Raw genomic sequence first — 25,582 nt, forward strand, 5'->3', positions numbered from 1 at the left:
GCGCTCCGTCCTCCTTGGCTGACAGGCGCTCGTCACAGATCGTGAACAGGTTCTCAGAAGTCATTGACAGCCTTTCGTCTATTGATGAAATGATTTCTATCCATTTTTATGCTCCGGCGCGGCTGGAAACTGATGCAAGAGACGGACGCTGCCCTGGGCAACGCCCAGCACCAGCCAGGTGTTGCGCACTTCGACGATCACGACCCTTTCCCGCTGCGTGAGTGCCATTGCGTCTATCCATTTGATAAGGCCGGTGCGCCGCAAACCAGGCCGGAGCCCGAAACGGCGCACTATCCATGCACAGACGAAAATCAGCCCCAATACGGTCAATAAGCCAATCACCGTGCGTACCATTGCGCCGGCGCCTGTTTCAACCATCAACGCGCTGGATGGCTCGGCAAGGAGGGGAGATGAAAAAAGGCAGGCGCTGAGCGCGCCTATTTTCCAGCAGGACGAAAATTTGGACAGGAGTTTGAGCATGCAGCACAATTGAAGCGCGACAAATGGCCCATCAAGACGAAGGGCGCTGATGCGCCGCCGCATCCATCAGATTGACTTTGCCTGTTCCAATATCATACACAGCCCCGACCACTTTCACCTTCCCTTGCTGCACAAAGCGCTTGAAGACCGGTTCGGCGGTTTTGAGACGTTGCGCATTCAGCCGGACATTTTCAACTATTGCGCGTTCAACCAGATCGGGCGCGGAAGGGTCTGTTTTTTTTACATTCCTGACCGCTGGCTTGAGGGACTGGATCAGATGAGGCAAGTGTCCCGGCAGCGCGGTATTCTCCTGGATGACTTGCAGGGCCGCCTTGATCGCGCCGCAGTTGCTATGTCCCAGAATCATCACCAGAGGGACGGATAAAAACTGGATCGCATATTCCAGACTGGCCAGGCCATCCTCATTCACAAAATTGCCCGCCAGACGGACCAGAAAAAGATCTCCTGGGCCTTGATCAAACATCAGCTCAGGCGCAACGCGCGAATCAGCGCACGCCAGAATCGCCGCAATCGGATGCTGCGCTTTCGCGCGGGCGGCGCGACCGGCAGAAAAGTCCTTGTGCTTCGATATGTTCGACACATAACGCGCATTGCCTTCCATTAAGCGCTGCAAGGCCGCATCCGTTGTGATTGCATTTTGCGGCGTCGAGCCTTCTTCTTGCGCCGCAAAAGCGCGGCCTAAGGGCAACACAGAGACGGATAGAGCAGCCGCGCCTGTCAGCAGGAAATGGCGGCGGGAAACGGATGACATCACAGAGTGCATAACAGTTCTCCCTATTGGCAAGTGTGCAAATCAAATATGGCTTCTAATCGTATCGCGCATCCGTTGCGCGGCGCGCGCGGCGGCAAGCGCAAAGTCTGCGTCATTTCCCGCATACAGAATTGCGCGCGACGCATTGATCAACAGACCGTTTCCCTGCCGCGTGCAACCCGCCTGAACCGCTGCTCTGATCTCTCCCCCTTGCACACCGGCGCCCGGTATCAGCAGCGGCACCTTATCGCCCGCAATCCGGCGTACGATAGCGATGTCTTTGGGAAAAGTGGCGCCCATGACCAAGCCCAATTGCCCGTTCGCATTCCACTGCTTAACCGCGCGCTGTGCAATGATCTGGTAAATGTAAGCATTCCCCGCTCTTTGCAACTGTACCTCAGCGCCGCCCTCATTGGAGGTGCGGCATAAAACAATGACCCCTTTATCCGGATGCGCAAAATACGGCGCGATTGAATCTGTGCCCAGATAGGGATTCACCGTGAGCGCATCAGCGCGGTAGCGTTCAAAGGCTTCGCGCGCATAGAGCGCCGCCGTGCTGCCAATATCGCCGCGTTTCGCATCCAGAATGACCGGAACGCCTGGGTATTGCGTATGGATATACGCAATCAGTTTCTCTAACTGCGCCTCGGCGCGATACGCCGAGAAATACGCGATTTGCGGCTTGAAGGCGCATGCATAGGGGGCGGTTGCATCGACAATGGCGCGGCAAAATTCAAGAATGGTATCGGCGCGGCCCGTGAGCGGCGGCGGAAAACGCGCCGGTTCCGGATCAAGACCGACGCATAGCATGGAGTCGGTTCGCCGCCATGCTGCATTAAGCATTTGAATAAAGTTCATGAGAAGTCATTTCATAAATGGCTGCTATTTCCCTGCTCTGAGCATTTCTTCCGCATGCTGGCGAGTCGTTTGAGTGATCTGGATGCCGCCGAGCATCCGGGCGATTTCCTCAATCCGTCCGCTTTGGTCTAGCCGGACGATATCGCTGACCGTTTGGCCGTCTGCGCGTTCCTTGGCGGCGCGCCAATGCGTATCTGCACACACCGCGACCTGCGGCAGATGCGTGACGCATAATATCTGCTGGCGCTGCGCGAGCTGGCGCAGTAATCGTCCTACGACTTCAGCGACGGCGCCGCCGATACCGCTATCGACTTCGTCAAAGATCAGCGTCGGGTTTGGATTGACAGAACGGGCAATCACCGCCAGCGCCAAACCAATGCGAGCCAGTTCGCCGCCGGACACGATTTTTGCAAGTGGACGCAACGGCGCGCCTGGATGCGCGGCGATGCGGAACTCAATCTGTTCCAGCCCGTGCGCATTGCCTTCGGGCAGCGGAATCAGCGCCGCTTCAAAGCATCCGCCGGGCATTGCGAGCGTCTGCATGCTCTGGGTCACGGCTGCGCTTAACGTGCGTGCAGCCTGCGCGCGTGCATTGGATAAACGTTGGGCAACTGCGTTGTACCGCTCCTTCGCCTGCGTGCACGCCGTTTGCAACGCATCGGTATCGACCGCCGCGTCAAGCACAGCCAGACGCGCCCGACGCGCCGCGTGTTCGGCGGACAGTGTTCCTGGCGGTATGCGCAGTTTGCGCGCGCACATATGAAGCGCCTCAAGCCGCGCGCTCAGTTGCGCGAGTGGCTGCGGATCGGGTTCGACGCGGCGCGAATAATGGCTCAATACATAGACCGCTTCGCGCAACTGGATTTCAGCCGACTCCAGCGCTGCGAGCGCCTCATTCAATGCCTCGTCTATCTGCGCCAGTTCGCGTATGCGCGCAATCCATGCGCCCAGGCGCGCAAGCAGCGCGTGATCGGCATTGGAAAGCGCATCGAGCGCGCCGTGCAGGCCGGCGCTTAAATCCGCCGCATGCGATAGACGCCGGTGCTCGGCATTGACCGTCTCCCATTCGTTGGGAGCGGGCGCGAGCGCGTCCAGTTCAGACAATTGCCAGACAAGCTGCTCGCGTTCCAGTTGTGTCTCGCGCACCGCGTCGGCGGCGCGCCGCAAAGCGTCAAGCGCCGCCCGCCAGGCGCGCCACGCATGGGCCGTTTCCTCCGCGAGCGTCCACGCATTCGCATAATCGTCCAGCAGCGCGCGCTGCACCTGCGCGCGCAGCACCTGCTGATGCGCGTGCTGGCCGTGAATATCGACCAGAAAAGCGCCGATTTCACGCAGTTGTGCGAGCGCCACCGGCGTGCCGTTGATGAACGCGCGCGAACGGCCATTGCAGTCAATTGCGCGCCGCAATTGAATGGCGTTAGGCTCGGTCTCTGTATCCAGCGCCTGCGCGGCCAGACAGCGGCGGGCCGGTTCAGTCAGCTCAAACTCCGCGCTCAATTGCGCGCGCGCGCAGCCTGCGCGGATGACATCGGCTTCGGCGCGCGCGCCGCAGAGGAGAGAAAGCGCATCGATCAGAATGGATTTGCCCGCGCCCGTCTCGCCGGAGAATACGGTCAATCCCGCCTCAAATTCCATGTCAAGCGCGGTCACAATCACAAAATCCTGAATCGATAGGCGGCGCAGCATGTCAGTTCAAATCGGGACAACGCGCCCCGCGCGCAGGATGTTCATGCCAGCCCAGTTTGTTGCGCAGGGTGGCGTAATGACTATGGCCGGCCGGATGCAGAAAGGGCACGGTATAACGCGAGCGGCTTACTTCCACCACATCTTTCAGCTGAAGTTGAGTCAACGATTGGGTATCGAAATTCACGTTCATTTCGCGCCCGTCGACGATCTGGATCGCAATCCGCGCATGATCTGGCAAGACGATCGGGCGGTTCGATAAAGTATGCGGCGCAATTGGAACCAGTACAATGCCCGCCAACTGCGGATGCAGAATTGGCCCCTGCGACGATAAGGCATAGGCGGTTGAACCCGTCGGCGTTGCGGCAATCAGTCCATCCGAACGTTGCCGATACATAAAGCAGTCGTCCACATATACGCTGAGTTCCACCATGCCGGAGATGCCGCTGCGGTTCACGACGACATCATTAAAAGCAAGCGCATGATAAACCGGGCTGCCTTTGCGCAGCACGCGCGCGTCGAGCAGCGTGCGTTCTTCGCGCTCAAACCGCCCTTCGAGCATAACGGGCACCACGCGCAACATGTCACGGATTGGAATATCGGTGACAAAGCCGAGCCGTCCGCGGTTCACGCCAATTAATGGCGTGCCATACGGCGCCAACTGACGCCCCATTCCCAGCATCGTGCCATCTCCGCCAATGACCACTGCCACATCCGCGCGCGTGCCGATTTCGCTGGCTGAAAGCAGGGAATACTCAGTCAGGCGGGCGGCCTGTGCAGTTTGCGCTTCGCACACCACTTCAAATCCGCGCTTCCGGATGCAACGCGCAAGCAGGATAAGCAATTCGCGCAAATCCGGAATATCGGCGCGGCCAATGAGTGCAATGGTTTTAAACGAACGGATGTTTTTCATCTCTCTGCATGAGCCATGCCTTTCAGAGCTTTTTTGATGTATTGTATGGATGTATTGTGATAGATTTATCTCATCTGCTTACGAGTGAAAAAACGGAATACTATGAGTGAACACAACGCGGTTAAAACCGTCAGTGATGCCTCCTTTGAGAGTGATGTGCTCCAGGCCAGCCAGCCCGTTCTGCTGGATTTCTGGGCGCAGTGGTGCGCTCCCTGCAAGCAGATCGCCCCCATTCTTGAAGAACTTGCGCAGACTTATCAAGGCGTGCAGATCGCGAAAATCAATGTTGAACAGCATCCAGCCACGGCGGCGCGATTTGGCGTGCGCGGCATTCCAACGCTCATCCTGTTCAAGAACGGCGCAGTTGTCGAACAGATTGTAGGCGCGCCTTCAAAGGCCAAACTGGAGGCTTTTCTTGAGCAGCATTTATCGCTATAAAGGCGGCTGCTTGATTTCATCGGATGCTGCTACTTCTTGTTCCTGTTTGTGCCCAGCGGTAGAATTCTGTTTATTCTGAATTTCGAGCGCTCGCTCGGTTCTCTTTTTCTATCTTCTTCCCTCCATCTTCCCTGCCCAATTCTATGCACTTATCCGAGCTGAAGTCTTTGCACGTGTCGCAATTGATCGAAATGGCGTATCGCTTGGAGATCGAGAGCGCCAATCGCCTGCGCAAACAGGAACTGATGTTTGCCATTCTGAAAAAACGCGCGCGCACTGGCGAGACCATTTTCGGCGATGGCACGCTTGAAGTTCTGCCCGACGGGTTTGGGTTTCTGCGTTCGCCGGAAACTTCCTATCTGGCAAGCCCTGATGATATTTATATCAGCCCGTCGCAAATCCGGCGCTTTAATCTGCATACCGGCGATACGATTGAGGGCGAAGTGCGCACGCCTAAAGACGGCGAGCGCTATTTCGCGCTGGTCAAGGTTGACAAGATCAACGGTTTTCCGCCTGAGGCCTCAAAACATAAAATCATGTTTGAGAACCTCACACCGCTGCATCCAGATACGCCTTTGATTCTCGAACGCGATTTGCGCGGCGAAGAAAATAACACCGGCCGCATCATCGATATGATCGCGCCGATTGGCAAAGGCCAGCGCGGCCTGATTGTCGCTTCGCCCAAATCGGGCAAAACGGTCATTCAACAACATATCGCGCACGCGATTACCACCAACTCTCCTGGGGTGACGCTTTTTGTTCTTTTAATCGATGAGCGTCCTGAAGAAGTGACCGAAATGCAGCGCTCGGTCAAAGGTGAGGTGATTGCGTCGACCTTCGACGAGCCGGCGCTGCGTCATGTTCAGGTGGCGGAAATGGTCATTGAAAAAGCCAAGCGCCTGGTTGAAATGAAGCGGGATGTCGTGATTCTGCTGGATTCGATTACCCGTCTCGCGCGCGCGTACAACACGGTCATTCCAACTTCAGGCAAGGTGCTCACCGGCGGCGTGGATGCCAATGCGCTGCAGCGTCCCAAGCGCATTTTCGGCGCCGCGCGCAATATTGAAGAAGGCGGCTCGTTAACGATGATCGGCACCGCGATGATCGAAACAGGCAGCCGGATGGATGATGTGATTTATGAAGAATTCAAGGGCACTGGCAATATGGAAGTGCACCTTGAACGCAAACTTGCCGAGAAACGGGTCTATCCGGCCATCAATTTGAATAAATCGGGCACACGGCGTGAAGAATTATTGATTAAGCCGGATATCCTTCAAAAAGTCTGGATATTGCGCAAGCTCATCCATGATATGGGTGAAATTGAAGCGATGGAATTCCTGCTCGACAAAGTAAGGCAAACCAAGAATAACGCTGAATTTTTTGATCTGATGCGCAGAAGCGGCTAGCGCATTTTTCAGCGGCTTGCCCTGTGTCGCTTCGCGCTCGCTCCTTGAGCGATCTCACTGAAAAATGCGCTAGCGCAGTTTTTTTTGGGGTCGCGTCACGCAACGGACGACAGAGTACGCTAAGCCTGAGGGAAGGGCCGCGAGGAGTCTAAATGAGGTTGCCCCAGAAAACGGACACCAGAGTGCGTTAAGACTTGCAGTAATTGATACAGGCAGAGAAGCAGCGGGCACCCAACGATAAAGCGTCGGGACAGAAACGCCCAGATTTCGGGCCACCTCCCGTGGGGCTACTCCGTTGACCAGCAGCTTTTGAGCAGATTTTAGTGTGCTGTCTGTCATTTTTCGCTTGCGTCCCCTCTTCGCCCCTGTTGACGGGCGGCTTCTAGGCCTGCTTTAGTGCGTTCNAGCAGCAGTTCCCGCTCCATCTCGGCCAAAGATGCCATGACGTGAAAGAAGCACCGGCCCGCTGGGGTACTGGTGTCAATGGCGTCGGTCAGGCTTCGGAAGTGAATGCCCTGCTGGGATAAACCCCCGACCAGTTCAACCAGATGTTTGACACTGCGCCCTAAGCGATCCAGCTTCCAGACGACCACCCGTGTATCTTTTGGGCGCAGCATCTCAAGCGTTTTAGCCCACCCGGGACGCGCTGTATGCCCTGCGCTCGCCTTGTCTTTAAAGATTTTCTGGCAGCCCGCCTGCGTAAGGCATCCTTCTGAAGCGTAAGATTTTGGTCTTGCGTAGAAACGCGCGCGTACCCAATCAGCATGAGACTGCCAAAAGATTCTTGAAACCCGTGGAAAGGTGACAGAATTGAGAAAAGACTTTCAAGAGTGATGTTCAAGAATACAAAAGTCAGGATTTTATGAGGCACAGCGGCAGGGTACGGTAGACTATCAGAAACAAAGGTTGACAAGCAGCCATGCCGCGTCGTTGGGTGCTGTCTGCAGCGGAACGCGAGAGTCTGTGAGCGCTGCCTGAACATCAGGATGCCCTGATTCGGCATGACACGTTCAGCGAGTCTGATCTGTCCATCATTCGCCAGCGTCGCAAGGCTGCCACTCAGCTGGGATTTGCAGTCCAGCTGTGTGACATGCGCTCCCCAGGCAGGATGTTGGAGATAGAAGAGCCCCCTTTTTCTCCGGTGCTGAGCTTCGTGGCAGCCCAGCTTAAATGACCGTTAGACATTTGGGCTGAGTACGGGCAACGGGCAGAGACGCGCCGAGCACATCTGGTTGAACTGCAGTCTGTGTTTGGCTTGAGGCCCTTTACAGTGCGATGTCACAAATCTTCTGTGCAGGCGTTGGCACCACTGGCACAGCAGACCGATAAAGGCATCATGCTAGCCAAGGCGCTGATTGAGGCACTCCGCAGCCGTTGAATCCTGCTGCCATCGATCCTAATGATCGATAGGATTTGCGCAGAAGCCATGACACGCGGCAATCGACCCCTTTATTCCGCGCTCACAGCAGGTTTGACCCAGGCTCATCGGCAGAAGCTAGAGCATCTGCTCAACCTACATGAACACAGCAAAATCAGCCTATGAGCCTGGCTACGTCAGTCGCCCAATGCGCCGAATGCCCAGCACCTGTGAGCACATCTGGATGGGCTTAAAACGCTGGAAGCGCTGAGATTGCCAGAGGGTCTTGAGCACCGGATACATCAGAATCGGCTTTTAAAGCGCGCTCGTGAAGGCGCTCAAATGACTGCCCAACATTTGCGTGATCTGGAAAGTACACGTCGGCACGCCACGCGGGTTGCTGTCGTGCTGGAAGTTCAATCGACAATCATCGAGAGATCATTGACCTGCATGACCGCATCATGGGCCGTCTTTTCAATTGGGCTAAACACAGTCACGCGCAGCAGTTCCAGGAATCCGGCAAGACAATCCACGAAAAGATGCGTTGATACGGGAAAATCGGCACGGTCCTGCTGGCCGCCAGGACAGAGGGTACAGACGCCTTTTCAGCGATTGAAGCGCTCATTTCATGGGAAACGTTTGCAAAAATCGTGACAGCAACACAAGACCTCACCCCAAGGGAGTTTGACGACCTGCATCGCATTGGAGACGGCGATGCGCAGGTCCGTCGATATGCCCCCGCGCTTCTGGATGCCCTGCAGATGAAAGTCGCGCCTGCAGCACAGGATGTGTTGTCTGCTGTAGAGACGCTCAAAACACTCAACGCGGAGAATGCCCGAAAAGTACCACAAGACGTGCCCACCCGCTTTGTGCGAAAACGCTGGGAAAGCCTGGTCTTCAAGGCAGAGGGTGTGGATCGGCGCTTTTACGAACTGTGCACACTGTCCGCACTGAAAAATGCACTGCGTTCAGGTGATCTTTGGGTGCAAGGCTCTCGCCAGTTCAAGGATTTCGGGGATGATCTATGACCGACGGATCCATTCTCTGCGCGCAGTCTATCTCATCATTTAGCCATTGAGACAGACTGCGATGCCTATCTTCACGAACGCCTCTCCAAACTGACGCAACAACTGAACATCGTCCGTCGCCTGGCAAAGGCAGAGGCATTGCCAGAGGCCGTCATGACCCCATCCGGTCTGAAAATCACGCCGCTGAACAACAGCGTACCTGACGCAGCTGATGTGTTGATCCAGCAAGCCTACAGCCTGCTGCCGCCTATCAAAATCACTGAATGGCGGGTGGAAGTAGACAAATGGACAGACTTCACCCGCCCCTTCACGCCCCTAAAAACAGGCGATTTGGCCAAGCACAAATCCCTGCTGCTCACCCCCCTTCTGGCAGATGCCATCCACCTGGGTTTAAGCAAGATGGCCGAATCCTGCTCTGGAACCCCCTATGCCAAGCGGGCCTGGCTACAAGCATGGCATGTTCGAGATGAAACCTATTCGGCAGCTTTGGCAGCACTGGTGAATGCGCAGTTTCGACATCCTTTTGCAGGAGACTGGGGCGATGGGTCGACCGCTTCCTCAGACGGCCAGCGCTTCAGAGTGGGCGGGCACGCGGAACGGGGCGGCAATATCCACCCCAAATAGGGCAGTGAACCCGGCATCCAATTCTACACGCATGTCTCCGATCAGGATACGCCGTTTCATACCAAGGTGATCAATGTCGGCGTTCGAGATGCGACCTATGTATTGGATGGGTGGCTGTATCACGAATCAGACTTGCGAATTAAAGCGCATGACACGGATACCGCGGGCTTTACCGATCATGTGTTTGGCCTGATGCATCTCTTAGGCTTCCGGTTTGCGCCCCGTATCCGTGATCTCGCCGATAAACGGTGGTACGTGCCGGGTAAACCGGCGGATTTCCCTGATGTGGCTGCTTTGGTGGGTGGTTCGATCAATACCAAGCATATCCGAAGCCACTGGAACGAGATTCTTCGGCTGGCGGCATCCATTCGTCAGGGGACTGGGACGGCTTCTCTGATGCTGCGCAAGCTCAGCAGCTCTCCCAGACAAAACGGACGGGCGGTAGCCCTTAGAGAACTGGGCAGGGTCGAGCGTAGTGTGTTGACCTTCGATTGGCTGCACAACGTCGAGCTGCACCGCCGCGTCAACGCGCGGCTGAACAAAGGCGAAGCCAGAAATGCGCTCACCAGAGCCGTCTTCTTTCACCGGCCGGGCGAGATGCGAGACCGTAGCTTCGAGAACCAGCGTCATCGCGCCAGCGGCCTTACGCTGGTGACAGCAGCTATCGCGTTGTGGAACTCAGTCTATCTAGAACGGGCAATCCAGGCGCTCAGGGAGCATAGCCAGTCTATTGAGGCGTACCTTCTAGTATATCTGTCACCGTTGGGCTGGGAGCATATCAATTTGACGGGGAATGATGTTTGCAGCAGGGAAAAACGCCCAGGAAAGGAACATTCAGGCCCTTGCGACCCTTCCCTCAGGCTTAGCGTACTCTGTCCTCCGTTGCGTGACGCGACCCCACATTGAATGCCTAATAAGGTGAGTGCTTTACTTAAAAGTTTAATCGGAGATACGTGATAACGGCCATTAAACTTTAGGCGCATTTGTTCTCTTGTTATGTAGCCCTTATTCTCAAGCTCTTTGAGTCCCCTGTATAAAGTTGCTTCACTAGAAAGTAAAGCATCCGCGCAAAGACGATCCCGCCGGGGAAAAATAGCGCTGCTGGGCTTTGAAATATTGAAAAAAGAGAGTATGCCAAAAAGAGTTCGGCGAGCCGCCATGCCTAAATCAAGGCATTTTGTCCGATCAAAGACTGTAGCTCTAGCTTCTATTAGAAGAGCAGGCAATGTGCAAGGACGAGCAGAAACCTGTTGCGCAGAAGTCATAATTTCCCTCTTTATGGGCGAAGCAATCCATAGAGACTTGATTTCTGCTTAACAACAGCTATACTACTAATTCCAAAATGTGTTTTCAGTAGTGCGCTGTTGTGCGCTGTTGTGCGAAGCAAAAGTCAAGTTTCTGGTTAAGTCTTCTAGTTCAGACCTCTGGTGGGACAGAAGTCAGAACTGAGACAAAGTCAGAATCTCTCTGCATCTCAAAGGCCAAGGCGGTAACCTTAGCCTTTGTTTTATGCAGTTACATGTTGATTAAGTCATGACGGTTCCTTTTAAGGGTGTTCTTACCCTTTTAATGTGTCTTGAATAAACTGTACGATTTTCGTTTTCCATTCGGATGCTATAGCGGGATTTTTGAACCGAACAGTCAGTATTCCGTCTCTGTTTCTAACTGAGCAAAAAAGTGATTTCCCAGAATGGATTACGTGCTCTTCTTCTGACGAAATCTCCCCTCTTTTTCTATTAGAGGCCTTTACAAAAGCAATAGCCTGATTTTGCGTAAAGCGCTGGTCTTCAATGAGGCGTTTTACCGCTGCTATCACAAACTCCTCTTTATCCTTTGATAGTCGAACTAATTCTTCTGCTGCATTGCTACCAAGTCGATTGAGGTCATGATGTTGCTTAAGTAGTTCAATAGCTTTGGTAGGCAAACGCTCATAGGAAAATATCCGAGAGACTTGAGATTTGCTAATACCCGCTTCGGCAGCAAGTTTTTGCTGATCAAATCCGGTTTGTTTTTGGCGTTTCTTAAAACCCAAGTACTTTTCCAGGTCGGGCAAGGCAGGAGAGAGCAAATTGGAATAGAACGCTGCTAAGTCAGCCTCACCATCGCCTAATTCTTGAATAATCGCAGGAATGGACTTTCTGCCCAGTTCTCGATACACATAGACACGATTATGGCCTGCTATGAGTTCGAATCCTCCTTCAGGACGGCGTACAACACTAATAGGCGTGACGAGCGGATTCTTCGCAAGGTTGTCTTTTAATTCCTGAAATTGTTCTGACGTTAGCTTACGACGTCGATCCACGATTTCATGTATCTCTTCTAAAGGCAGATCAAGTGCTTGGCCGAGGCGAGCTTCAAGTTCATCAGCGCGCGTCTCTGCTTCTACAATCCGGCCTTGTATATCAAGAAGACGACCCGGTGAAGTTTTGGGCGCTCTAGACTTTTCTAGAGCGTTCGGGGAACGGCTTTTTACTTGTATATTGACCGTCTTGGCAAGCAGTTTGTCACCGATTCCCATTTGATCCCTCTTTTTTGTTCCATATCCGCATAAACTGCAGGTCGAAGTGTTCTGCTAATCGATCCAATGGTTCCTTATAGCGCCGGTATGCTTCAGCGCTACCCTCCGCCTTTGATAAGTCATAGACTGTTGATAATTGTGCGGATGTTCCTTTTGCTACAGAGGATTCAGGAATTTCGATAGGCAGTAAATGGCCGCCATATGCTTTTTGCAACCACCCTCGGACCACCTGTGATATGCTGCCGATTTTGACCTTGGTTAGCACAATGTTGATAGAGTCAAAGCGTTTAGACTCAAGAACGCCTGGCAATTTTTCGGCTATATCTGAAAATAGGTGCCAAAATTGTGTCGAACTGGCGAAATCAAACGCATCAGGTGGACAAGGCATTAACACGCCGTCAGATGCGATCAATGCGTTGATGGTTAGATAACTCAGCGCCGGAGGCGTATCGATGACGATAACATCGTAGCTTTCTGTCAGCGGCTTGATTCCTTTGTTCAATATGTCCCAGAATTGAAATCTGCTTGTCTTGATCACTCTAGAGGGAATAATGAACTCTGCATCGAATAGTACGGATAAGGCTGGGATTAAATCTAAACGATGCCAATATGTACTTTGCGGTGCATATGTCAAATCTTCTTTCTCGCCTTCAATGAGTGGCAGTAAAGTTTGCTCTTCTTGAATTTCGGCATCCGGTGCCCAACCGCATAACTGCGTGGTTGTACCTTGTGGGTCACAATCAATGACTAGGACGCGTCGCCCGCGCAAAGTAAGCGCTTGCGCTAGAGAGACTGCTGTGGTGGTTTTAGCGACTCCGCCTTTGAAATTTCCGACCGTAATAATTCGCCCCCGTTTTCCTTCTGGGCGAGCAACATATCCACTTGCAGTACGAACCCATGATCACATCTTCGAGGGAAAAAACTTTGCTTTGACCATGACCATGCGACTCGCCTGCTGGTAAATCTCCTTTTTTGGTTAAGTGATGAAACCGTGCCTTATCAAGGTTGCATAGCGCAGCGATCTGCGTTGTTTTGAAGGTAGGTGCCTTTTTTCTAGGGTAAGGCTCTAGCATGGCATCCCGGATTTGATCCAATATATCTGTCGCTTGTTCAGCAACACCTAACAACGCTTTAATAGAAACCGACTCGTCAACGGTTGGCAAGTAAGTTTTGAGCATATCAAATTTGCGCGCTAATTTTTCAGTTTCTTTGTAAAAGATGAAAACTGAAAAATTAGACAGATCAATAAAATATAAACAGACTTTAAAATACAACACAAACTGTAAATTTACAAGGGTGATATTTATTCAATTTGCGAATAGGTTGTTTTAAAGATACAAATGCTAACGGACAATGTTCTTGCTCTCATGAATAGTACGCTGACTTCTCTTGAGAAGAGGGCGATACATTCTGACGTTAGAAAATACAGTAAGAAATATCATTTGTTTGATATAATAAAATTATTTTTTATGCCAATATATAGCGATCTCGGGCATTTTGTACATGAGGTAACGGTCAAAGCAAAGGCATATCTGGCTCATTGTGAAACATCCTGGCAGCAGCAGGCTTACGAGTCGAAGCGAAAGTTCCTTGTATCCAAAAGCATGAAAATTGTGAAAAGACTTTTGATACTCATATTTTTGATTCCTTCAGTTGTGAAATCCAAGATAATTATATTGGAAGAGGTGATGTCTACACACTCATAAAAACCAGTTGCTTTGAAAGGACACACAAAAGAAGAGAAAGCAGTTCCTCTTGCGAACATTAAACTCATCCCTATCCCTGCACAAACCGTTTCTGCTTCACCTTCTCAACCCGTCTGGCTGGCCAAAACGGGCAGCACGCTGCGCGAATCCGTCTTACAGTGGGCGGATAAGGCAGGTTGGCAAGTGCTCTGGATGCCGGAGGATTTGGACTATCCAATTATTGCGGATTTGCGCTATGAAGGGTCATTTGAGCGCGCCGTGACCGATCTTTTTCATGCGTATGAGAAAGCCGAGCGTCCATTTTGGGTGAACGGCAATTCAACGCAAAAAGCGTTGATGGTCACGGAAAGGCACGCCGCGCAATGAATCGCGTCTGTTTTCTATGGATGGCCTGGACTGTCATGTCTCTCACCGCCTGCACCAGCCTGCGCAACATCGACCACACGATGCAGTGGGGAGAGGAGAGCGCTGCTCAAGCGCATGAACTGGCACAGTCGATGCGCGAACGGCCTGCGCCTGTGCGCGATACGGTGGTGTTCAGCGATACGCCGATTGTCGTTTTAAAACCGCTGCGTAGAGCTCAATCCGCGCATCGGTCTGAACCGCTGAATTGCATGATCACGTTTGCGCCCGTGATGCCGGTGGATATTTTAGAGTTCGGGCAGATGGTCACGAAGTTATGCGGCATTCCGGTGCGTGTGACGCCAGACGCTTTAGCAGCGGTCAACGGTTCGCTCACAGCGGGCGGTACACCTTCGAGTCAAGGCGCACCGGTGAATCCTCCGCCCTTGCCACCTCTACCGCCGCTTCCCGCGTTGCCGGGCGTGTCCAACCAGGCGGGCGCCGCATGGTCCACTGCATCGTCCGGGTTGATTTCCAATATCAAATGGAGCCATCAACCGGTGGAAGGCTTGCTCGATGTCGTGACGGCGCGGCTGGGCCTGAGCTGGCGTGTGGTGGAAGGCGTCATCTCGATTTTCTATCTCGACACGCGCACCTTTCATTTCTATGCCATTCCCAGCGCCACGGATATGCAATCGGTGGTTCAATCCGGAACAACCACAGCGGCGGGTGTCTCCGGTGGGACGGGCGGCGGACTCTCCGGTCAGACGGGGAGCAGCCAGACGACCTCCGTTTCGCTTAAAAGCTCGATTTCGGACGATCTGGCGAAAACCGTCCAGTCGATGCTCACGCCCCAAGTTGGCCGGATGGCGATGTCCGCCGCCACCGGCGCGCTGACGGTGACGGACACGCCGGAAGCGCTGACGCGCGTCGCACAGTATCTGCAGAGCGAAAACCGCCTGATGACGCAACAGGTGCTGCTCAATGTCAAGGTGATTTCGGTCACGTTGACGGATCAAGATCGTCTCGGCATCGACTGGAATCTGGTCTACAAGACGCTCAGCGGCAGTTTTGGTGTCCATCTTAAGAATGCGCTCCAAACGGAGTCCGGAGGACTTGCCGGATCCGTCGGAATTCTGGATACCGCAGCGGGCACGGCTGCGCCATTCTCCGGCTCCAGCCTGGTGATCCAGGCGCTTTCCAGGCAAGGCCGGGTCTCGACCATCACGTCGCCGTCCGTGACCACCCTCAATTTACAGCCGGTGCCGGTGCAAATTGCCCGGCAGACCAGTTATCTCGCGAGCGTGCAAACGACGAACACTGCTCAAGTCGGTTCCACCACTTCGCTCACGCCCGGCACAGTGACCACCGGCTTCAACATGAATCTGTTGCCCTATGTGATGCCGGATCACGACCTGCTGCTGCAGTATTCGATCAATCTGAGCGCCCTGCAGCGTCTGCGCTCGGTCAAAAGCGGCGATAGCCTGATCGAAATTCCGGAGGTCGATAACCGGATTTTTTCCCAGAAGGTGCGGCTCAAGTCTGGCCAGACGCTGGTGCTCTCCGGTTTCGAGCAATCGATTGATCGCGGCTCAAAGTCCGGCGTCGGCAATCCCAACCATCTGCTGCTCGGCGGCGAGCGGGATACGGACAACCGGCGGGATGTGATTGTCGTGCTGATTACGCCGGTCATCATGGAGTAATCGATGCCCGCGACGCCTCCACGCATGCTGCCGAAGGTCAAAGTGCTCAGGGTGAATGGCAAGCCCTTTGTGTGCGGCCTGTTCTGGCAGCCATTGACCCGCCCGCGCGCGTATATGAAGGAAGCGCGTGAAATCGGCAAGCGCGAGTCGATGGAGATCGTCGCCATCCGGCGCAGCACGATCATTCAGGCGGGCTTTGTGGCCAAGCATCAGGGCGCGCTCAAAGGCATGGTCAGCATGGCCGCCGCGCTGGCGGGCCTGCTTGGGCCTTCATGGCTGGGCGTGTTTGTGCTGGACGATGGCCATTATGTGCTCGCGGCCGTGAATGACCGCGCCATCGTGCCCGGATGCGATCTGACGGGCGATCATGCGGCGGTGCGCGCCAAGCTAAACGAAGTGTACGGGCTGTTTGCATGGGAAAAAATCTATATCCCTGCCGGGTTTGACCATGCGGGCGAAACGCTGGATCTGAACACACTGCTCACCCCCGCGCGGCTGAAGAAAGAATATCGGCTTAAATCGCTGACCTTCGGGCTGAGCGCCAAAGAGTGGGGCGTTGGCATCGCCGTGGCGGCATTACTGGCCGCCATTGTGAGCGTCTACTTCATACGGGCTGTGCAGCACAGAAAAGCGCGCGAGCGGGCCGAGCATCTGCGCAGACAGCAACTGGCTCAGCTCAACGCACAGAATCAACAAAAACAGATGGCTCCACTCGAACACCCGTGGGCCAGGCAGCCGTCCGTCGAAAATTTTCTGACGGGATGCCTCAATGCCGTTTACACCCTGCCGCTCGTCATTCGCGGCTGGACATTCGAGACGGCGCGGTGCACTGCGCCGCGCATCGAAGCCGTCTATGCCCGCAGCGGGCGGGCGACGGTCCATGATTTTATGGACGGGGCCTGCGCGCACTTTGAATCCGAGCCGGTGATTCATGGCGGAGGCGAGCGGGCGTCCTGCGTTTATCCACTGACCCCTATCCCCAGCGGGGACGATGCGCTTGAGCCGATAGCCGCTGCTGCGGCGCGCCTCTCATCGTATTTTCAGTCCCTCGGTATTCCGCTCAGGCTGGCGGAAAAGGCCGACCCGACGCAGGCGTCACAGGCATTGCCTGGGCAATTGCCCTCTCCATCGTCTTCCGCGCCGGACTGGAAAACATGGGCTTTTCAATTCACGATGGCACAGGCGCCGCAAACGCTCCTGAGTGGCCTGAGCGGCGCAGGCATCCGCTTAACTGAACTCAGCGTTAAAAGCAGCGCTGCAAAACTGACCTGGAACGTTACAGGAGAACTCTATGCGAGATAAAACCACAGCACTGATTGGGAACGCGCGATGCGAACCAGAACAGCGCTGATTGCACTGCTCTGTGCGGCGGGACTGACTCATGCTGAAGGCACGGTCGGCGATCTGTCGAACATCCAGAGCGATACCTTGCTCCTGAAAGCAAAGGCGGAACGGGCGGCGGCGCAATCAGAACTGGATGCCAGAAGCAGCGTGGAAGGCGAGGGCGCTGCGCCCGTGGTGAAGGCCGTCTATGGCGCGGGCGATCAACTCTACGCCACTTTCCTCTATCGCTCCGGCGTGGTGATGGATGCCAAACCGGGCGACACGATCCTGGGCGGGTTCAAGGTCATGTCCGTCGGCGTGGACAAGGTGGAGTTGAGCAAAGGCCGACAGCGCCTGACAGTGGGTTTTGCCGCAACAGCGCCGACCCAGCCCCTTGCCGCGCCGCCGTTTTTACCGACGATGCCGGGACCGGTACAGCCGCCCCGCCCGCCTTTGCCCCGGTAGACGATAGGCTGGAAAAACGTGGGGTGACGTATGAGAAAAACAGAGATTTTGCGGCAGTCCGCTGATTCATTGAACGAGACACGGCTAGAACGTTTGGCGGGCCAGATGGAGACACTCCGGCAAACCGAACATCAGAACGCGCAAGCGTTAGCCGCAACGCTGGAACCATTGGCGCAGGCAATGGCCGCGTTGACAGACGAGACGCGGCAGACGCTGACCGAAATCGACAGCAAGAGCCGAGAGCAGATCGAGACATTCAAACAGCAGATCGGAAATTCAGCGAGAGCATGGAACAACGCGGCGGCAGAAGCGAAGAGAGCAGCAGACAGCCTGAACCAAGCAGGTCAACGAATGGAGTGGAGGCATTACGCTTTGGCAGCCCTGACAGGCGCGGTGACTGCAGTGCTCATACATATATTGGGAGTGAAAAAATGAACGCCGTTCAGATTCTGACCGCGCCAGGCGGGCCGTATGCGCTTTCCGCGCCGCTGCAGGACATGATCTGTCTGACGGGCGACGGTACTCTGTATGTCTCCGCGTCGCACGAGAAAGACCATCATGTGCTGAGTTTTATAGAGCGCTTAACGCGCCATGCGCATCCGTTCCGGGTCGAAAAAGTCTCGCTGACCCAGATCAAACAACTGTATGACACGGCGCAGACGGGCGCTGCGCCGATGTTGCGGACCGCATCCAGCGAAGGCAGCACACATCGTCAGACGGAGGTGGTGCGCCTGATTCGCGAGGCGGTGGAGAAGGGCGCGAGCGATGTGCATTTCATTGTCGATCCGCGCATTTGTGCAGTGCGTTTCCGGATCCACGGGGAATTAATCACCGCGCACGAGCTGACCGCGCAACATGGCAACGATCTGTGCACGACGATCTATCAATCGATGTGCGATGTGGCCGATTCGATTTACAACCCTGGAAAAAGCCGGGACGCGCGCCTGAAACGCAGCTTTATCCAGCAATGCGGACTGTTCGGCGCGCGCGTCGGTACGCGCCCGCTTGACACCGGTGTATTGATGGTGCTGCGCTTGCTTTATGACCGGCGCGGCGCAAAGCCGACGCTCGACGCATTGGGTTATCTGCCGGAACAGATTGCGCTGATTCGCCGTATGAGTCAACAGACGACGGGCATCAACATCTTTTCGGGGCCGACGGGCTCTGGCAAATCCACTACGCTTGAATGCGTATTGACCGATTTGATGCGCCGCTTTGACGAGCGAATTCATCTGCTGACGATTGAAGACCCGCCGGAATATGCGATTCCCGGCGCAAACCAGACACCGATTCTGTGCGATAAAGATGACGATGAGGCGCTTTCGCACGAGTGGGCGCGCGCGATCTCCAACGCGATGCGGCTCGACCCCGATGTGATGATGATTGGCGAGATTCGCGATCTGTCTTCAGCCGTGGCCGCCTTTCGCGCGGCGATGACCGGGCACGGCGTCTGGACGACGCTGCATACGAATGATGCGGTGTCGATTCTGGAGCGGTTACGCGATCTTGGCGTTGAAGAGGGCTTATTGACGGATCCGGCATTGATGACTGGCCTGGTGAATCAATCGCTGGTGCGCAAACTTTGTTTGCAGTGTCGCAGGCCGTACCTCGGATATGGGTACCCGTTGGCAGATGGCCTGGCTCCGCGCATTGAGGACTTATGCGAACCGGAACGCGTCTGGCTTAAAGGCGAAGGGTGTGTGCAGTGCAACGGAACGGGGATTTCAGGCCGGATGGTCATCGCCGAAGTGATTGCGCCGAATAAAGCATTCATGCGGATCTTCAAAACACAGGGCAAATCCGAGGCGGTGGAATATTGGATGCGCCATTTGCACGGCATTACCAAAAACCAGCATTTAATCCGCTGTATCAACGAAGGTTTAGTCGATCCGCTGCACGGCGAGCGGGATGTGGGTTTGCTCGATGCGGATCAGACGATATTCGAGCGTTAACTGTTCTAAAGGGAGTGAAATGTCTTTATATCGAGAACTCATTGTTCAGAGAGAAGCGCTGGACAAACAGATTGAATCCGCCAGAGCGGCGGAATTCGACGCTGTCGTCAGCGGGATCAGACAAAAAATGCAGACGTATGGGATTTGCCTGGCCGATCTTGGTCTGGCCCCAGAGCGTGGCCATCCGCCGCGTTCCAGTATGCGGGTGGCGCCGAAGTATGTGAATCCGGAGAATCCGGATCAAACATGGTCGGGCCGGGGCAAAGCCCCGAAATGGATGGCGGGTAAGGATCGCGCAGATTTTCTCATTCAAAAAGCGCGTGTGCGGGCCAATGGCGTACTGAACTGAACGCCTGTATTGAGGAAATGCCGAGATGTTTGAGTCTTTGATCGAAGGCGCGAATGAGGCGGTGGTGCGCCTGCAGTTCGGCGCGCGGGCGCGGATTGAATTTTATGAAACCCTGTCGCTGCTGCTGGAGAATCATGTGTTGCTGCACGACGCGCTGAAAGAAATGGTCGTCATCGCCAGCGAAGAAAACAAAAAGCCAAATAACCCGCGCGCGATAGTGATTCATGACTGCCTGATGCTTATCAGCGAAGGTCAGCCGCTTTCAAAGGCGCTGGCCAAATGGACGAATGACCAGGAAGCATCGCTGATTGCCGCGGGAGAGAAGTCTGGCCGGATGAAAAAGGCGTTTGAAGACGCCATCAAGGTGATCACCGCCAAACGGAGCATATTGAGCGCAGCGCTCGGTGCGACGGTCTACCCCGCTGTGCTGTTTGCGCTGGCGTGTGGTCTGCTCCATATGGTGGCGAACCAGTTGGTGCCGAAACTGGCCAAAGTCACCGATCCAAAAAGTTGGGAAGGCGCGGCGAAACTGCTCTATCGGATGGCGCAATTTGTCACGGGTTATGGCGTTGTGGCGCTCATCTGCCTCCTCGTGCTCGCGCTGCTGGTATTCGCGACCTTGCCCTATTTGCGCGGCCGGGTGCGCGTTGTGCTCGATCAGTCACCGCCCTGGTCGGTCTACCGGACCTTACAGGGTTCAACGTTCTTACTGAATGTTGCGGTGATGCTGCAATCGGGCGTTCGGTTGGAGGAAGCGCTGCAGCTCCTGGCGGTGAATGCAAAGCCCTGGCTCAAAGAACGCATCGATGCGGCGCTATATGGCATTCGGATTGGCGGCAATCTGGGCGTGGCGTTGCACCGCGCGGGCCATCACTTCCCGGACAAAAAGGCGGTTCAGTATTTAAGCGTGCTCGCGAATCACGATGGCTTTGAAGCCGCGATGAGCGGGTTTGGAGACCGGTGGCTGGCGCACAGCATCAAAAAGATTCAAACCTTCTCAAAGGTCACGCTGGCCTGCGGCGTGCTCGCGATTGGTGCGCTGATGGTCGTCGTCATCGCGGGCGCGGGCGGGATTCAGAACGCCGTTGAAGCGGGGATGTAGGGGTCGCCATCCTGAAATCCTGAGTCTGTACAACACGGGAGAAGCCAGAATGAACCAGAGAAGATCGAGCGCCATAGAAGCGCTGCGGGCGGAGCTTTTAAAGCGCATCAAAGCGGGCGTGGAATACATACGCTTGCTTCAAAAAGAGTGCGCTGTCGCTGATCGCCCATTGAAGTTCGGCTTTGTTTTCATCGTTTTTGTATTGCTGGTCATCATCATTCTTTCTTTATTTTGACGGGGGACCCTATGGCGTTTCAATTCCGGAGTAATACCGCACAACACCGAATAAATAAAAAATATCAGGATCAAGCGGGCTTTACCGCGCTCGAATTACTCGTTGTACTCATTATTGGTTTGACCATCATTGCCTGGGGGCGAGCCGGATTGACCGGCTTTTTGGAAAGTCCAAGCTCTCGGAAGGATTAAGCGATGTCAACCTGCTGCTGGTGAACACGAAGGATTTGAAGACCAACTCCGGCTACGGTGCATCGGGCACGGATCTGGTACCGCTGCTGATCAGCACAAACGGCATTCCGAAAAATATGACGCTCACCGATGGCATCCCGTACAACGTCTGGGAAGGCGTCGTCGCGGTGACTTCCGCAAGAAGGACGTTTTCGATCCGTTATGCGGCTGTGCCCGAAGACGCCTGCATTGCGCTGGCGACCCGAACCAGCCGGGGGAGCGCCTTTGAAAAGATTCAGGTCAATGGCGCGGCGGAAGTCATAGGGGAGTACACCGCCGCGCAGGCGAAAAATGATTGCAGTTCAGACAAGGACAATACGATTGTCTGGACAACGGGGTCATAAGCAAGGCGCACGTTTCAACTCACGCCTTGAGGAAGGCTTGACGCTCTGAAGCGTCGGCCATACAGTGCAATCCTGTTCAACAATGCTAAACGGATGTCGTGATGGAAATAGTGCTTCGTAGATACGGGAACAGCACTGTTGCTGTGTTCCCGCCCACAGTGCTGAAAGACCTTGGCTTGTCGGCCGGTCAATCTATGATTATGAATACAACCGAGGATGGAAAAATCGTGTTGGCGCGCAAGCGCAAGTACATCTTGGCCGATCTGCTCGCGCAGTGCGATCCAAAGGTGCCTCCACCTGCAGACATGGGCTTGTGGGATGCCGCGAAGCCGGCCGGTCAAGAGGTGTGGTGATGCCAGTTTTCGACCGTGGTGATGTGGTGAATGTGCCGCTTGATCCTGCTGTTGGCCATGAGCAGAAGGGAACAAGACCCGCCTTGGTTTTGACCACCAAGGAGTTCAATCAACTGGGTGACGTACTGGTCGCGCCGGTCACTCAAGGCGGTGACTTCTCGCGCTACGCGGGCTTCGCCGTCAGCTTGACAGGAACTGGATGCAAGACGCAGGGTGTCGCACTCATCAATAAGATCAGGATGCTCGACCTTACGGAGAGGCAAGCGCGCAAAATCGAGCGAGTACCACAGGAAGTGTTAGATGACGCCCTTGGACGGTTGGTAGCATTACTTGATTGCTGAGATTCGGATTGCATGTTTTGAAGTACTGATGAACACTCAAAAAATCAGCGCGCTCGAGTTCGTCGATTTATACATCGGGGAAGAGTATTGCGACATCAAGGGCTTGGCCGGTGCGTCTGCCTCCAGAGTGGGCGCGCCCGATGAACTGAAAGACCAGATCAATGCGTTGCGGCAACAATGTCAGGTCATTTACCGTGCGCAGCAGGAACCGGAATTTGCGCTCATTCTGGATGGCGTGCTGTTCCGCGTTACGCAAATCAGCGATGTGGCAAATGAGGATGTGTTCATTCTTCGACGCTCGTGTGCGCAAATCCGGCCGCTCGCCACGCTTGGACTGGCGCCGCACGTGATGCGGGCACTGCTGGAGCCACAGACGCGCGGATTGATTCTGATCGCCGGAGAAATGGGGACGGGCAAGACTTCGACGGCCGCATCGATTGTGGTGCAGCGTTTGAAAGATCATGGCGGGATTGCGATTGCGGTTGAAGACCCGCCAGAGACCCGGCTGAACGGTTTGCATGGGCATGGCCGCTGCATTCAGGTGCGCGCATCGCGCAAGAGTGGCGGTTATCAGGAACATATGATCCGCGCGATGCGTTCGGGCGCGGACCTGATTCTGATCGGCGAAATCCGCGATGAAGACACCGCGTTTCAGGCATTACAAGCCAGCATCAATGGTCATTTAATTATTGCAACGATTCACGCGGGCGATATTGTGCAGGCGATTGAGCGCATGCAGACCTTCTGCAATGGCCGCGCATCGAATACGAACGATATTCTGGCGGACGGGTTGACCATCGTGATCTGGCAAACGCTGGAGAGAATATCCCGCGCTGGGGACGGGCAAGGGGCGCGGTTCATCTCAAAATCGCTGGTGTTCAGCGGTCCAGAATCCGCAGGCATCCGCGCCAGGATCCGCAAGGGCCTGATTGGACAGGTGATGCAGAACGTCGAAACGCAAAGCCGTCAAGCTGCCTGGAATCTGCAGAACACTTTCGGGGGCGAGTGATGAGCGCACGCATAAGGGATAGCAAAAGCCAAAACGCTCAACAAGGCTTTACCGCCCTTGAAATGCTGGTGGTGCTAATCGTCACCATTGCCGCGTTGGGCCTGGGCGCTCAATATTTATCGGGCTATGCGGACAATCTGACGAATCAATCCGCCGCCGAGCATCAGAAGACCGTTTCGGACGCTGCTGTGCAATATATCAAAGACCACTATGCGGCGCTTCTGGGCGCTGCAAGTCCCACTCGGCCGGCCGTGGTCACGGTGCCGATGCTCAAGCGCACCGGTTATTTGCCCGCTGCATTCTCTGACCAGAATCCGTTCGGACAGGAATACAGAGTCCTCGCGCTCAAACCGGCGGAGAAAAAACTGGAAACGCTGATCGTCAGCACGGGCGGAGAAACGATCCCTGAACTGGGTATCCGCCGCATTGCACAGTTAGTTGGGGCGCGGGGCGGGTTTATTTCATCGAAGGATGTGACATACGCGCAGGGGAGCTATGGCGGCTGGCGGATGCCTCTGTCGAATTACCACATCTCGCCGGGGGCGGGGCATCTGGCGACGGCGTTATTCTTCGACGATGCCGCGCTCACCAGCGACTATCTGTACCGCAATCCAGTGGCGGGACATCCAGAGTTGAACCGGATGAATACCGCGCTCGATATGGGCGGCCATGATGTCAAAAACGGAGGATGGGTCAGTGTCAAAAATGTCGATGCGGAAATAGATGTGCGTGCGATGCGCAATGTTTATGCACAAGGGGACATTATTTCTGAGGCCCGCACGATCTCTTATGGGTACATGCAGGCAAAAGGAGGTCTCTATTCCCACAAAGACGTACATGCAATCGGAAATATTTCCTCCGAAAAACATATACAGGCTAATGGATGGATACAGGCAAACGGCCGTCTGGTCGCTGGAGAATATTTACAGATTAATGGTGTGGCGCGTGAAGGTTACTATTGCTGGCCAACGGGTTTAATTGGTCGGTCATCAACCGATGGGAATTTGCTCGCCTGTCAGAATGACAACATCTGGCGATCCCCACATGGCTTGGCGTTCACCGGCTGGCAACAGGTCGGTCTATCGGGCTATACAGAGCACTCAGGACTTCTGGTTGCAACTTCATGCCATAACTGCCCTTTGGTGGGTTATACCTCTGGTGTGCCACGTTTTGCCATTTCGCAGCGCGATAAATACGGACAAGGTAAAGTCTCCGGCACGATGCCAATTATGCGAGGGGAGACTTGGGGGTTTTACGGGGCAGAACAGGTGTGGCTGATGAGTTTTAGGGACTAACCGGTTGAATCGCCTTCTGCCTGTTTTTGTGTGCGCTCGGAGGATGGCTGGATAGGAAAGGGAAAAGCACACAAAATCCCCACTCTTATCCCCAGAAAGTGTGGATAACCTTGATGCTAAATCCATCAGACGCACAACATAACGGGAGCATGAGGCATGCCAATCTTATCTGTGTTTTTTGCGGTTTTGCTCTCTCTTGGCCTGTTCTTTATGCAGAACCAGCATAGGCTGCAGGCCAATGCTCTCACAGGAGAAGCCGCAGCGATTACTGGAAATATGCGCGTTTATCGCAATGCCGTGGGAAATTATGCGCGCACCCATACTTTTGTCACCGGCGCAGTCGCTGATACGGCGCTGGAATTGCCCGTCTGGTTCCGTCACAGGCCAGATGTCCAGAATTATGTGGTAGACGGCCAAGGGTATGTGTATTTCTCGCCCGCTCAGCCGGAGTTGGTGACGATGCTTTTAAAAGCAAGCGAGTATGCTGTACTAGCCGGGATTAATCAGGGCGGATGGCTCTACAATCCAATCAGCGGCATCACCTCAGTACGCTTGCCTATACAGGTTCCAGAGGGAAGTGTCGTATATGCGGATGGGTGAAGCGCGATAGTCCATCTTTTGGCCATTGCTGCGCGCTGTGAAGGAAGCGCAGTCGCTTGCTTTGCTTTATGCGTGAGTGCAATCGGTGAGCCTGTCGAAATTTTGCGTGACGAGATAGTGAAATCTTTGCACTTTGGCATACGAAGCAGAATAAAA

26 protein-coding genes and 2 pseudogenes are annotated in these 25,582 nt (G+C 54.7%); 19 read left to right on the forward strand and 9 right to left on the reverse strand.

Annotation, left to right across the window (positions count from 1 at the left end; translation table 11 throughout):
- Positions 1-96 precede the first annotated feature (96 nt).
- From fliO to CAGGBEG34_RS03795, 5 genes are read right to left on the reverse strand one after another with little or no spacing between them, the layout of a single operon-like run.
- A complete protein-coding gene (gene fliO / locus CAGGBEG34_RS03775; RefSeq protein ID WP_006682532.1) occupies positions 97-480 on the reverse strand; it encodes a flagellar biosynthetic protein FliO in 384 nt (127 codons plus the stop codon).
- Positions 481-511: 31 nt separating this feature from the next.
- The gene (locus tag CAGGBEG34_RS03780; protein ID WP_238984952.1) at positions 512-1,252 is read right to left on the reverse strand and encodes a carbonic anhydrase; all 741 of its coding nucleotides are present in this window, start codon (positions 1,250-1,252) and stop codon (positions 512-514) included.
- Between the two features lie 42 nt (positions 1,253-1,294).
- Positions 1,295-2,110 (reverse strand): orotidine-5'-phosphate decarboxylase, encoded by an 816-nt coding sequence (gene pyrF / locus CAGGBEG34_RS03785; protein ID WP_006682534.1) that lies wholly within the window; start codon positions 2,108-2,110, stop codon positions 1,295-1,297.
- A gap of 24 nt (positions 2,111-2,134) precedes the next feature.
- On the reverse strand, positions 2,135-3,796 hold the full coding sequence (gene recN / locus CAGGBEG34_RS03790) for a DNA repair protein RecN (protein ID WP_006682535.1): 1,662 nt from the start codon (positions 3,794-3,796) through the stop codon (positions 2,135-2,137).
- A gap of 1 nt (position 3,797) precedes the next feature.
- Entirely contained in the window at positions 3,798-4,706 is a 909-nt protein-coding gene (locus CAGGBEG34_RS03795) for an NAD kinase (protein ID WP_006682536.1), read from the reverse strand.
- A 102-nt stretch (positions 4,707-4,808) separates the two neighbouring features.
- Between CAGGBEG34_RS03795 and trxA the strand changes: the two genes are divergently transcribed.
- Complete coding sequence (trxA, locus tag CAGGBEG34_RS03800) at positions 4,809-5,144, forward strand: thioredoxin (protein ID WP_006682537.1); 336 nt, start codon at positions 4,809-4,811, stop codon at positions 5,142-5,144.
- Between the two features lie 143 nt (positions 5,145-5,287).
- On the forward strand, positions 5,288-6,550 hold the full coding sequence (gene rho, locus CAGGBEG34_RS03805; RefSeq protein ID WP_006682538.1) for a transcription termination factor Rho: 1,263 nt from the start codon (positions 5,288-5,290) through the stop codon (positions 6,548-6,550).
- A 216-nt stretch (positions 6,551-6,766) separates the two neighbouring features.
- Here the strand turns inward: rho and CAGGBEG34_RS12320 are convergent.
- Positions 6,767-7,316 (reverse strand): annotated as a pseudogene (locus tag CAGGBEG34_RS12320) (recombinase family protein); the annotation flags it as partial.
- Between the two features lie 204 nt (positions 7,317-7,520).
- Here CAGGBEG34_RS12320 and CAGGBEG34_RS03815 point away from each other — a divergent pair.
- A pseudogene (locus tag CAGGBEG34_RS03815) lies at positions 7,521-10,425 on the forward strand (Tn3 family transposase).
- A gap of 692 nt (positions 10,426-11,117) precedes the next feature.
- Here the strand turns inward: CAGGBEG34_RS03815 and CAGGBEG34_RS03820 are convergent.
- Genes CAGGBEG34_RS03820 through CAGGBEG34_RS11615 form a run of 3 tightly spaced genes read right to left on the reverse strand, consistent with a single transcriptional unit; the run spans position 11,118 to position 13,354 of the window.
- Positions 11,118-12,077 (reverse strand): ParB/RepB/Spo0J family partition protein, encoded by a 960-nt coding sequence (locus CAGGBEG34_RS03820; RefSeq protein WP_006682539.1) that lies wholly within the window; start codon positions 12,075-12,077, stop codon positions 11,118-11,120.
- The gene (locus CAGGBEG34_RS03825; protein ID WP_320408616.1) at positions 12,064-12,921 is read right to left on the reverse strand and encodes a ParA family protein; all 858 of its coding nucleotides are present in this window, start codon (positions 12,919-12,921) and stop codon (positions 12,064-12,066) included. Before CAGGBEG34_RS03825 ends, CAGGBEG34_RS03820 begins: the two co-directional genes overlap by 14 nt.
- Entirely contained in the window at positions 12,884-13,354 is a 471-nt protein-coding gene (locus CAGGBEG34_RS11615; protein WP_238984953.1) for a Rossmann-fold NAD(P)-binding domain-containing protein, read from the reverse strand. Before CAGGBEG34_RS11615 ends, CAGGBEG34_RS03825 begins: the two co-directional genes overlap by 38 nt.
- Before the next feature lie 441 nt (positions 13,355-13,795).
- On the opposite strand from CAGGBEG34_RS11615, the gene CAGGBEG34_RS03835 reads away from it, so the two are divergent.
- From CAGGBEG34_RS03835 to pilM, 16 genes are all read left to right on the forward strand, one after another.
- Positions 13,796-14,149, forward strand: a complete 354-nt coding sequence (locus tag CAGGBEG34_RS03835) for a toxin co-regulated pilus biosynthesis Q family protein (protein ID WP_042688019.1) — start codon at positions 13,796-13,798, stop codon at positions 14,147-14,149.
- Positions 14,146-15,828: a PilN family type IVB pilus formation outer membrane protein gene (gene pilN / locus CAGGBEG34_RS03840; protein ID WP_006682541.1), complete on the forward strand. Its 1,683-nt coding sequence runs from the start codon at positions 14,146-14,148 to the stop codon at positions 15,826-15,828. The genes CAGGBEG34_RS03835 and pilN overlap by 4 nt, the downstream gene beginning before the upstream one ends.
- A 3-nt stretch (positions 15,829-15,831) precedes the next feature.
- Positions 15,832-17,130 carry a type 4b pilus protein PilO2 gene (gene pilO2 / locus CAGGBEG34_RS03845; protein WP_006682542.1) on the forward strand — a complete coding sequence of 433 codons (1,299 nt, stop codon included), beginning with the start codon at positions 15,832-15,834 and terminating at the stop codon, positions 17,128-17,130.
- Positions 17,131-17,157: 27 nt separating this feature from the next.
- Entirely contained in the window at positions 17,158-17,616 is a 459-nt protein-coding gene (pilP, locus tag CAGGBEG34_RS03850) for a type IV pilus biogenesis protein PilP (RefSeq protein ID WP_006682543.1), read from the forward strand.
- A 30-nt stretch (positions 17,617-17,646) separates the two neighbouring features.
- Positions 17,647-18,051: an IncQ-type mobilization protein MobB gene (locus tag CAGGBEG34_RS03855; RefSeq protein WP_006682544.1), complete on the forward strand. Its 405-nt coding sequence runs from the start codon at positions 17,647-17,649 to the stop codon at positions 18,049-18,051.
- Positions 18,048-19,568: a GspE/PulE family protein gene (locus tag CAGGBEG34_RS03860; protein WP_006682545.1), complete on the forward strand. Its 1,521-nt coding sequence runs from the start codon at positions 18,048-18,050 to the stop codon at positions 19,566-19,568. Before CAGGBEG34_RS03855 ends, CAGGBEG34_RS03860 begins: the two co-directional genes overlap by 4 nt.
- 19 nt (positions 19,569-19,587) lie before the next feature.
- Positions 19,588-19,917, forward strand: coding sequence for an H-NS histone family protein (locus tag CAGGBEG34_RS03865; RefSeq protein WP_006682546.1), 330 nt, complete (start codon positions 19,588-19,590; stop codon positions 19,915-19,917).
- A gap of 25 nt (positions 19,918-19,942) precedes the next feature.
- The gene (locus CAGGBEG34_RS03870; protein ID WP_006682547.1) at positions 19,943-21,019 is read left to right on the forward strand and encodes a type II secretion system F family protein; all 1,077 of its coding nucleotides are present in this window, start codon (positions 19,943-19,945) and stop codon (positions 21,017-21,019) included.
- 49 nt (positions 21,020-21,068) lie between these two features.
- Positions 21,069-21,254, forward strand: a complete 186-nt coding sequence (locus CAGGBEG34_RS03875) for a hypothetical protein (RefSeq protein WP_042688023.1) — start codon at positions 21,069-21,071, stop codon at positions 21,252-21,254.
- An 11-nt stretch (positions 21,255-21,265) separates the two neighbouring features.
- Complete coding sequence (locus CAGGBEG34_RS09610) at positions 21,266-21,445, forward strand: prepilin-type N-terminal cleavage/methylation domain-containing protein (RefSeq protein ID WP_050009303.1); 180 nt, start codon at positions 21,266-21,268, stop codon at positions 21,443-21,445.
- A 35-nt stretch (positions 21,446-21,480) separates the two neighbouring features.
- Positions 21,481-21,828 carry a type 4 pilus major pilin gene (locus tag CAGGBEG34_RS09615; RefSeq protein WP_158641787.1) on the forward strand — a complete coding sequence of 116 codons (348 nt, stop codon included), beginning with the start codon at positions 21,481-21,483 and terminating at the stop codon, positions 21,826-21,828.
- Between the two features lie 101 nt (positions 21,829-21,929).
- Positions 21,930-22,181 (forward strand): AbrB/MazE/SpoVT family DNA-binding domain-containing protein, encoded by a 252-nt coding sequence (locus tag CAGGBEG34_RS03885; protein WP_006682548.1) that lies wholly within the window; start codon positions 21,930-21,932, stop codon positions 22,179-22,181.
- Positions 22,181-22,522, forward strand: a complete 342-nt coding sequence (locus tag CAGGBEG34_RS03890) for a type II toxin-antitoxin system ChpB family toxin (RefSeq protein WP_006682549.1) — start codon at positions 22,181-22,183, stop codon at positions 22,520-22,522. Before CAGGBEG34_RS03885 ends, CAGGBEG34_RS03890 begins: the two co-directional genes overlap by 1 nt.
- Positions 22,512-23,531 (forward strand): ATPase, T2SS/T4P/T4SS family, encoded by a 1,020-nt coding sequence (locus tag CAGGBEG34_RS03895; protein WP_238984954.1) that lies wholly within the window; start codon positions 22,512-22,514, stop codon positions 23,529-23,531. The genes CAGGBEG34_RS03890 and CAGGBEG34_RS03895 overlap by 11 nt, the downstream gene beginning before the upstream one ends.
- Positions 23,531-24,826 (forward strand): shufflon system plasmid conjugative transfer pilus tip adhesin PilV, encoded by a 1,296-nt coding sequence (pilV, locus tag CAGGBEG34_RS03900; RefSeq protein WP_006682551.1) that lies wholly within the window; start codon positions 23,531-23,533, stop codon positions 24,824-24,826. Before CAGGBEG34_RS03895 ends, pilV begins: the two co-directional genes overlap by 1 nt.
- A gap of 156 nt (positions 24,827-24,982) precedes the next feature.
- Entirely contained in the window at positions 24,983-25,426 is a 444-nt protein-coding gene (gene pilM / locus CAGGBEG34_RS03905) for a type IV pilus biogenesis protein PilM (RefSeq protein ID WP_006682552.1), read from the forward strand.
- Positions 25,427-25,582 lie beyond the last annotated feature (156 nt).

It is taken from the genome of Candidatus Glomeribacter gigasporarum BEG34 (assembly GCF_000227585.1).
Lineage (GTDB): Bacteria > Pseudomonadota > Gammaproteobacteria > Burkholderiales > Burkholderiaceae > Glomeribacter > Glomeribacter gigasporarum_B.

What these genes read in the sequence shown, in the direction of transcription:
- fliO (WP_006682532.1), bottom strand. Translation starts at nt 480, where the DNA reads ATGCTCAAACTCCTGTCCAAATTTTCGTCCTGCTGGAAAATAGGCGCG.
- CAGGBEG34_RS03780 (WP_238984952.1), bottom strand. Translation starts at nt 1,252, where the DNA reads ATGTCATCCGTTTCCCGCCGCCATTTCCTGCTGACAGGCGCGGCTGCT.
- pyrF (WP_006682534.1), bottom strand. Translation starts at nt 2,110, where the DNA reads ATGAACTTTATTCAAATGCTTAATGCAGCATGGCGGCGAACCGACTCC.
- recN (WP_006682535.1), bottom strand. Translation starts at nt 3,796, where the DNA reads ATGCTGCGCCGCCTATCGATTCAGGATTTTGTGATTGTGACCGCGCTT.
- CAGGBEG34_RS03795 (WP_006682536.1), bottom strand. Translation starts at nt 4,706, where the DNA reads ATGAAAAACATCCGTTCGTTTAAAACCATTGCACTCATTGGCCGCGCC.
- trxA (WP_006682537.1), top strand. Translation starts at nt 4,809, where the DNA reads ATGAGTGAACACAACGCGGTTAAAACCGTCAGTGATGCCTCCTTTGAG.
- rho (WP_006682538.1), top strand. Translation starts at nt 5,288, where the DNA reads ATGCACTTATCCGAGCTGAAGTCTTTGCACGTGTCGCAATTGATCGAA.
- CAGGBEG34_RS03820 (WP_006682539.1), bottom strand. Translation starts at nt 12,077, where the DNA reads ATGGGAATCGGTGACAAACTGCTTGCCAAGACGGTCAATATACAAGTA.
- pilN (WP_006682541.1), top strand. Translation starts at nt 14,146, where the DNA reads ATGAATCGCGTCTGTTTTCTATGGATGGCCTGGACTGTCATGTCTCTC.
- pilO2 (WP_006682542.1), top strand. Translation starts at nt 15,832, where the DNA reads ATGCCCGCGACGCCTCCACGCATGCTGCCGAAGGTCAAAGTGCTCAGG.
- pilP (WP_006682543.1), top strand. Translation starts at nt 17,158, where the DNA reads ATGCGAACCAGAACAGCGCTGATTGCACTGCTCTGTGCGGCGGGACTG.
- CAGGBEG34_RS03855 (WP_006682544.1), top strand. Translation starts at nt 17,647, where the DNA reads ATGAGAAAAACAGAGATTTTGCGGCAGTCCGCTGATTCATTGAACGAG.
- CAGGBEG34_RS03860 (WP_006682545.1), top strand. Translation starts at nt 18,048, where the DNA reads ATGAACGCCGTTCAGATTCTGACCGCGCCAGGCGGGCCGTATGCGCTT.
- CAGGBEG34_RS03865 (WP_006682546.1), top strand. Translation starts at nt 19,588, where the DNA reads ATGTCTTTATATCGAGAACTCATTGTTCAGAGAGAAGCGCTGGACAAA.
- CAGGBEG34_RS03870 (WP_006682547.1), top strand. Translation starts at nt 19,943, where the DNA reads ATGTTTGAGTCTTTGATCGAAGGCGCGAATGAGGCGGTGGTGCGCCTG.
- CAGGBEG34_RS03875 (WP_042688023.1), top strand. Translation starts at nt 21,069, where the DNA reads ATGAACCAGAGAAGATCGAGCGCCATAGAAGCGCTGCGGGCGGAGCTT.
- CAGGBEG34_RS09610 (WP_050009303.1), top strand. Translation starts at nt 21,266, where the DNA reads ATGGCGTTTCAATTCCGGAGTAATACCGCACAACACCGAATAAATAAA.
- CAGGBEG34_RS03885 (WP_006682548.1), top strand. Translation starts at nt 21,930, where the DNA reads ATGGAAATAGTGCTTCGTAGATACGGGAACAGCACTGTTGCTGTGTTC.
- CAGGBEG34_RS03890 (WP_006682549.1), top strand. Translation starts at nt 22,181, where the DNA reads ATGCCAGTTTTCGACCGTGGTGATGTGGTGAATGTGCCGCTTGATCCT.
- pilV (WP_006682551.1), top strand. Translation starts at nt 23,531, where the DNA reads ATGAGCGCACGCATAAGGGATAGCAAAAGCCAAAACGCTCAACAAGGC.
- pilM (WP_006682552.1), top strand. Translation starts at nt 24,983, where the DNA reads ATGCCAATCTTATCTGTGTTTTTTGCGGTTTTGCTCTCTCTTGGCCTG.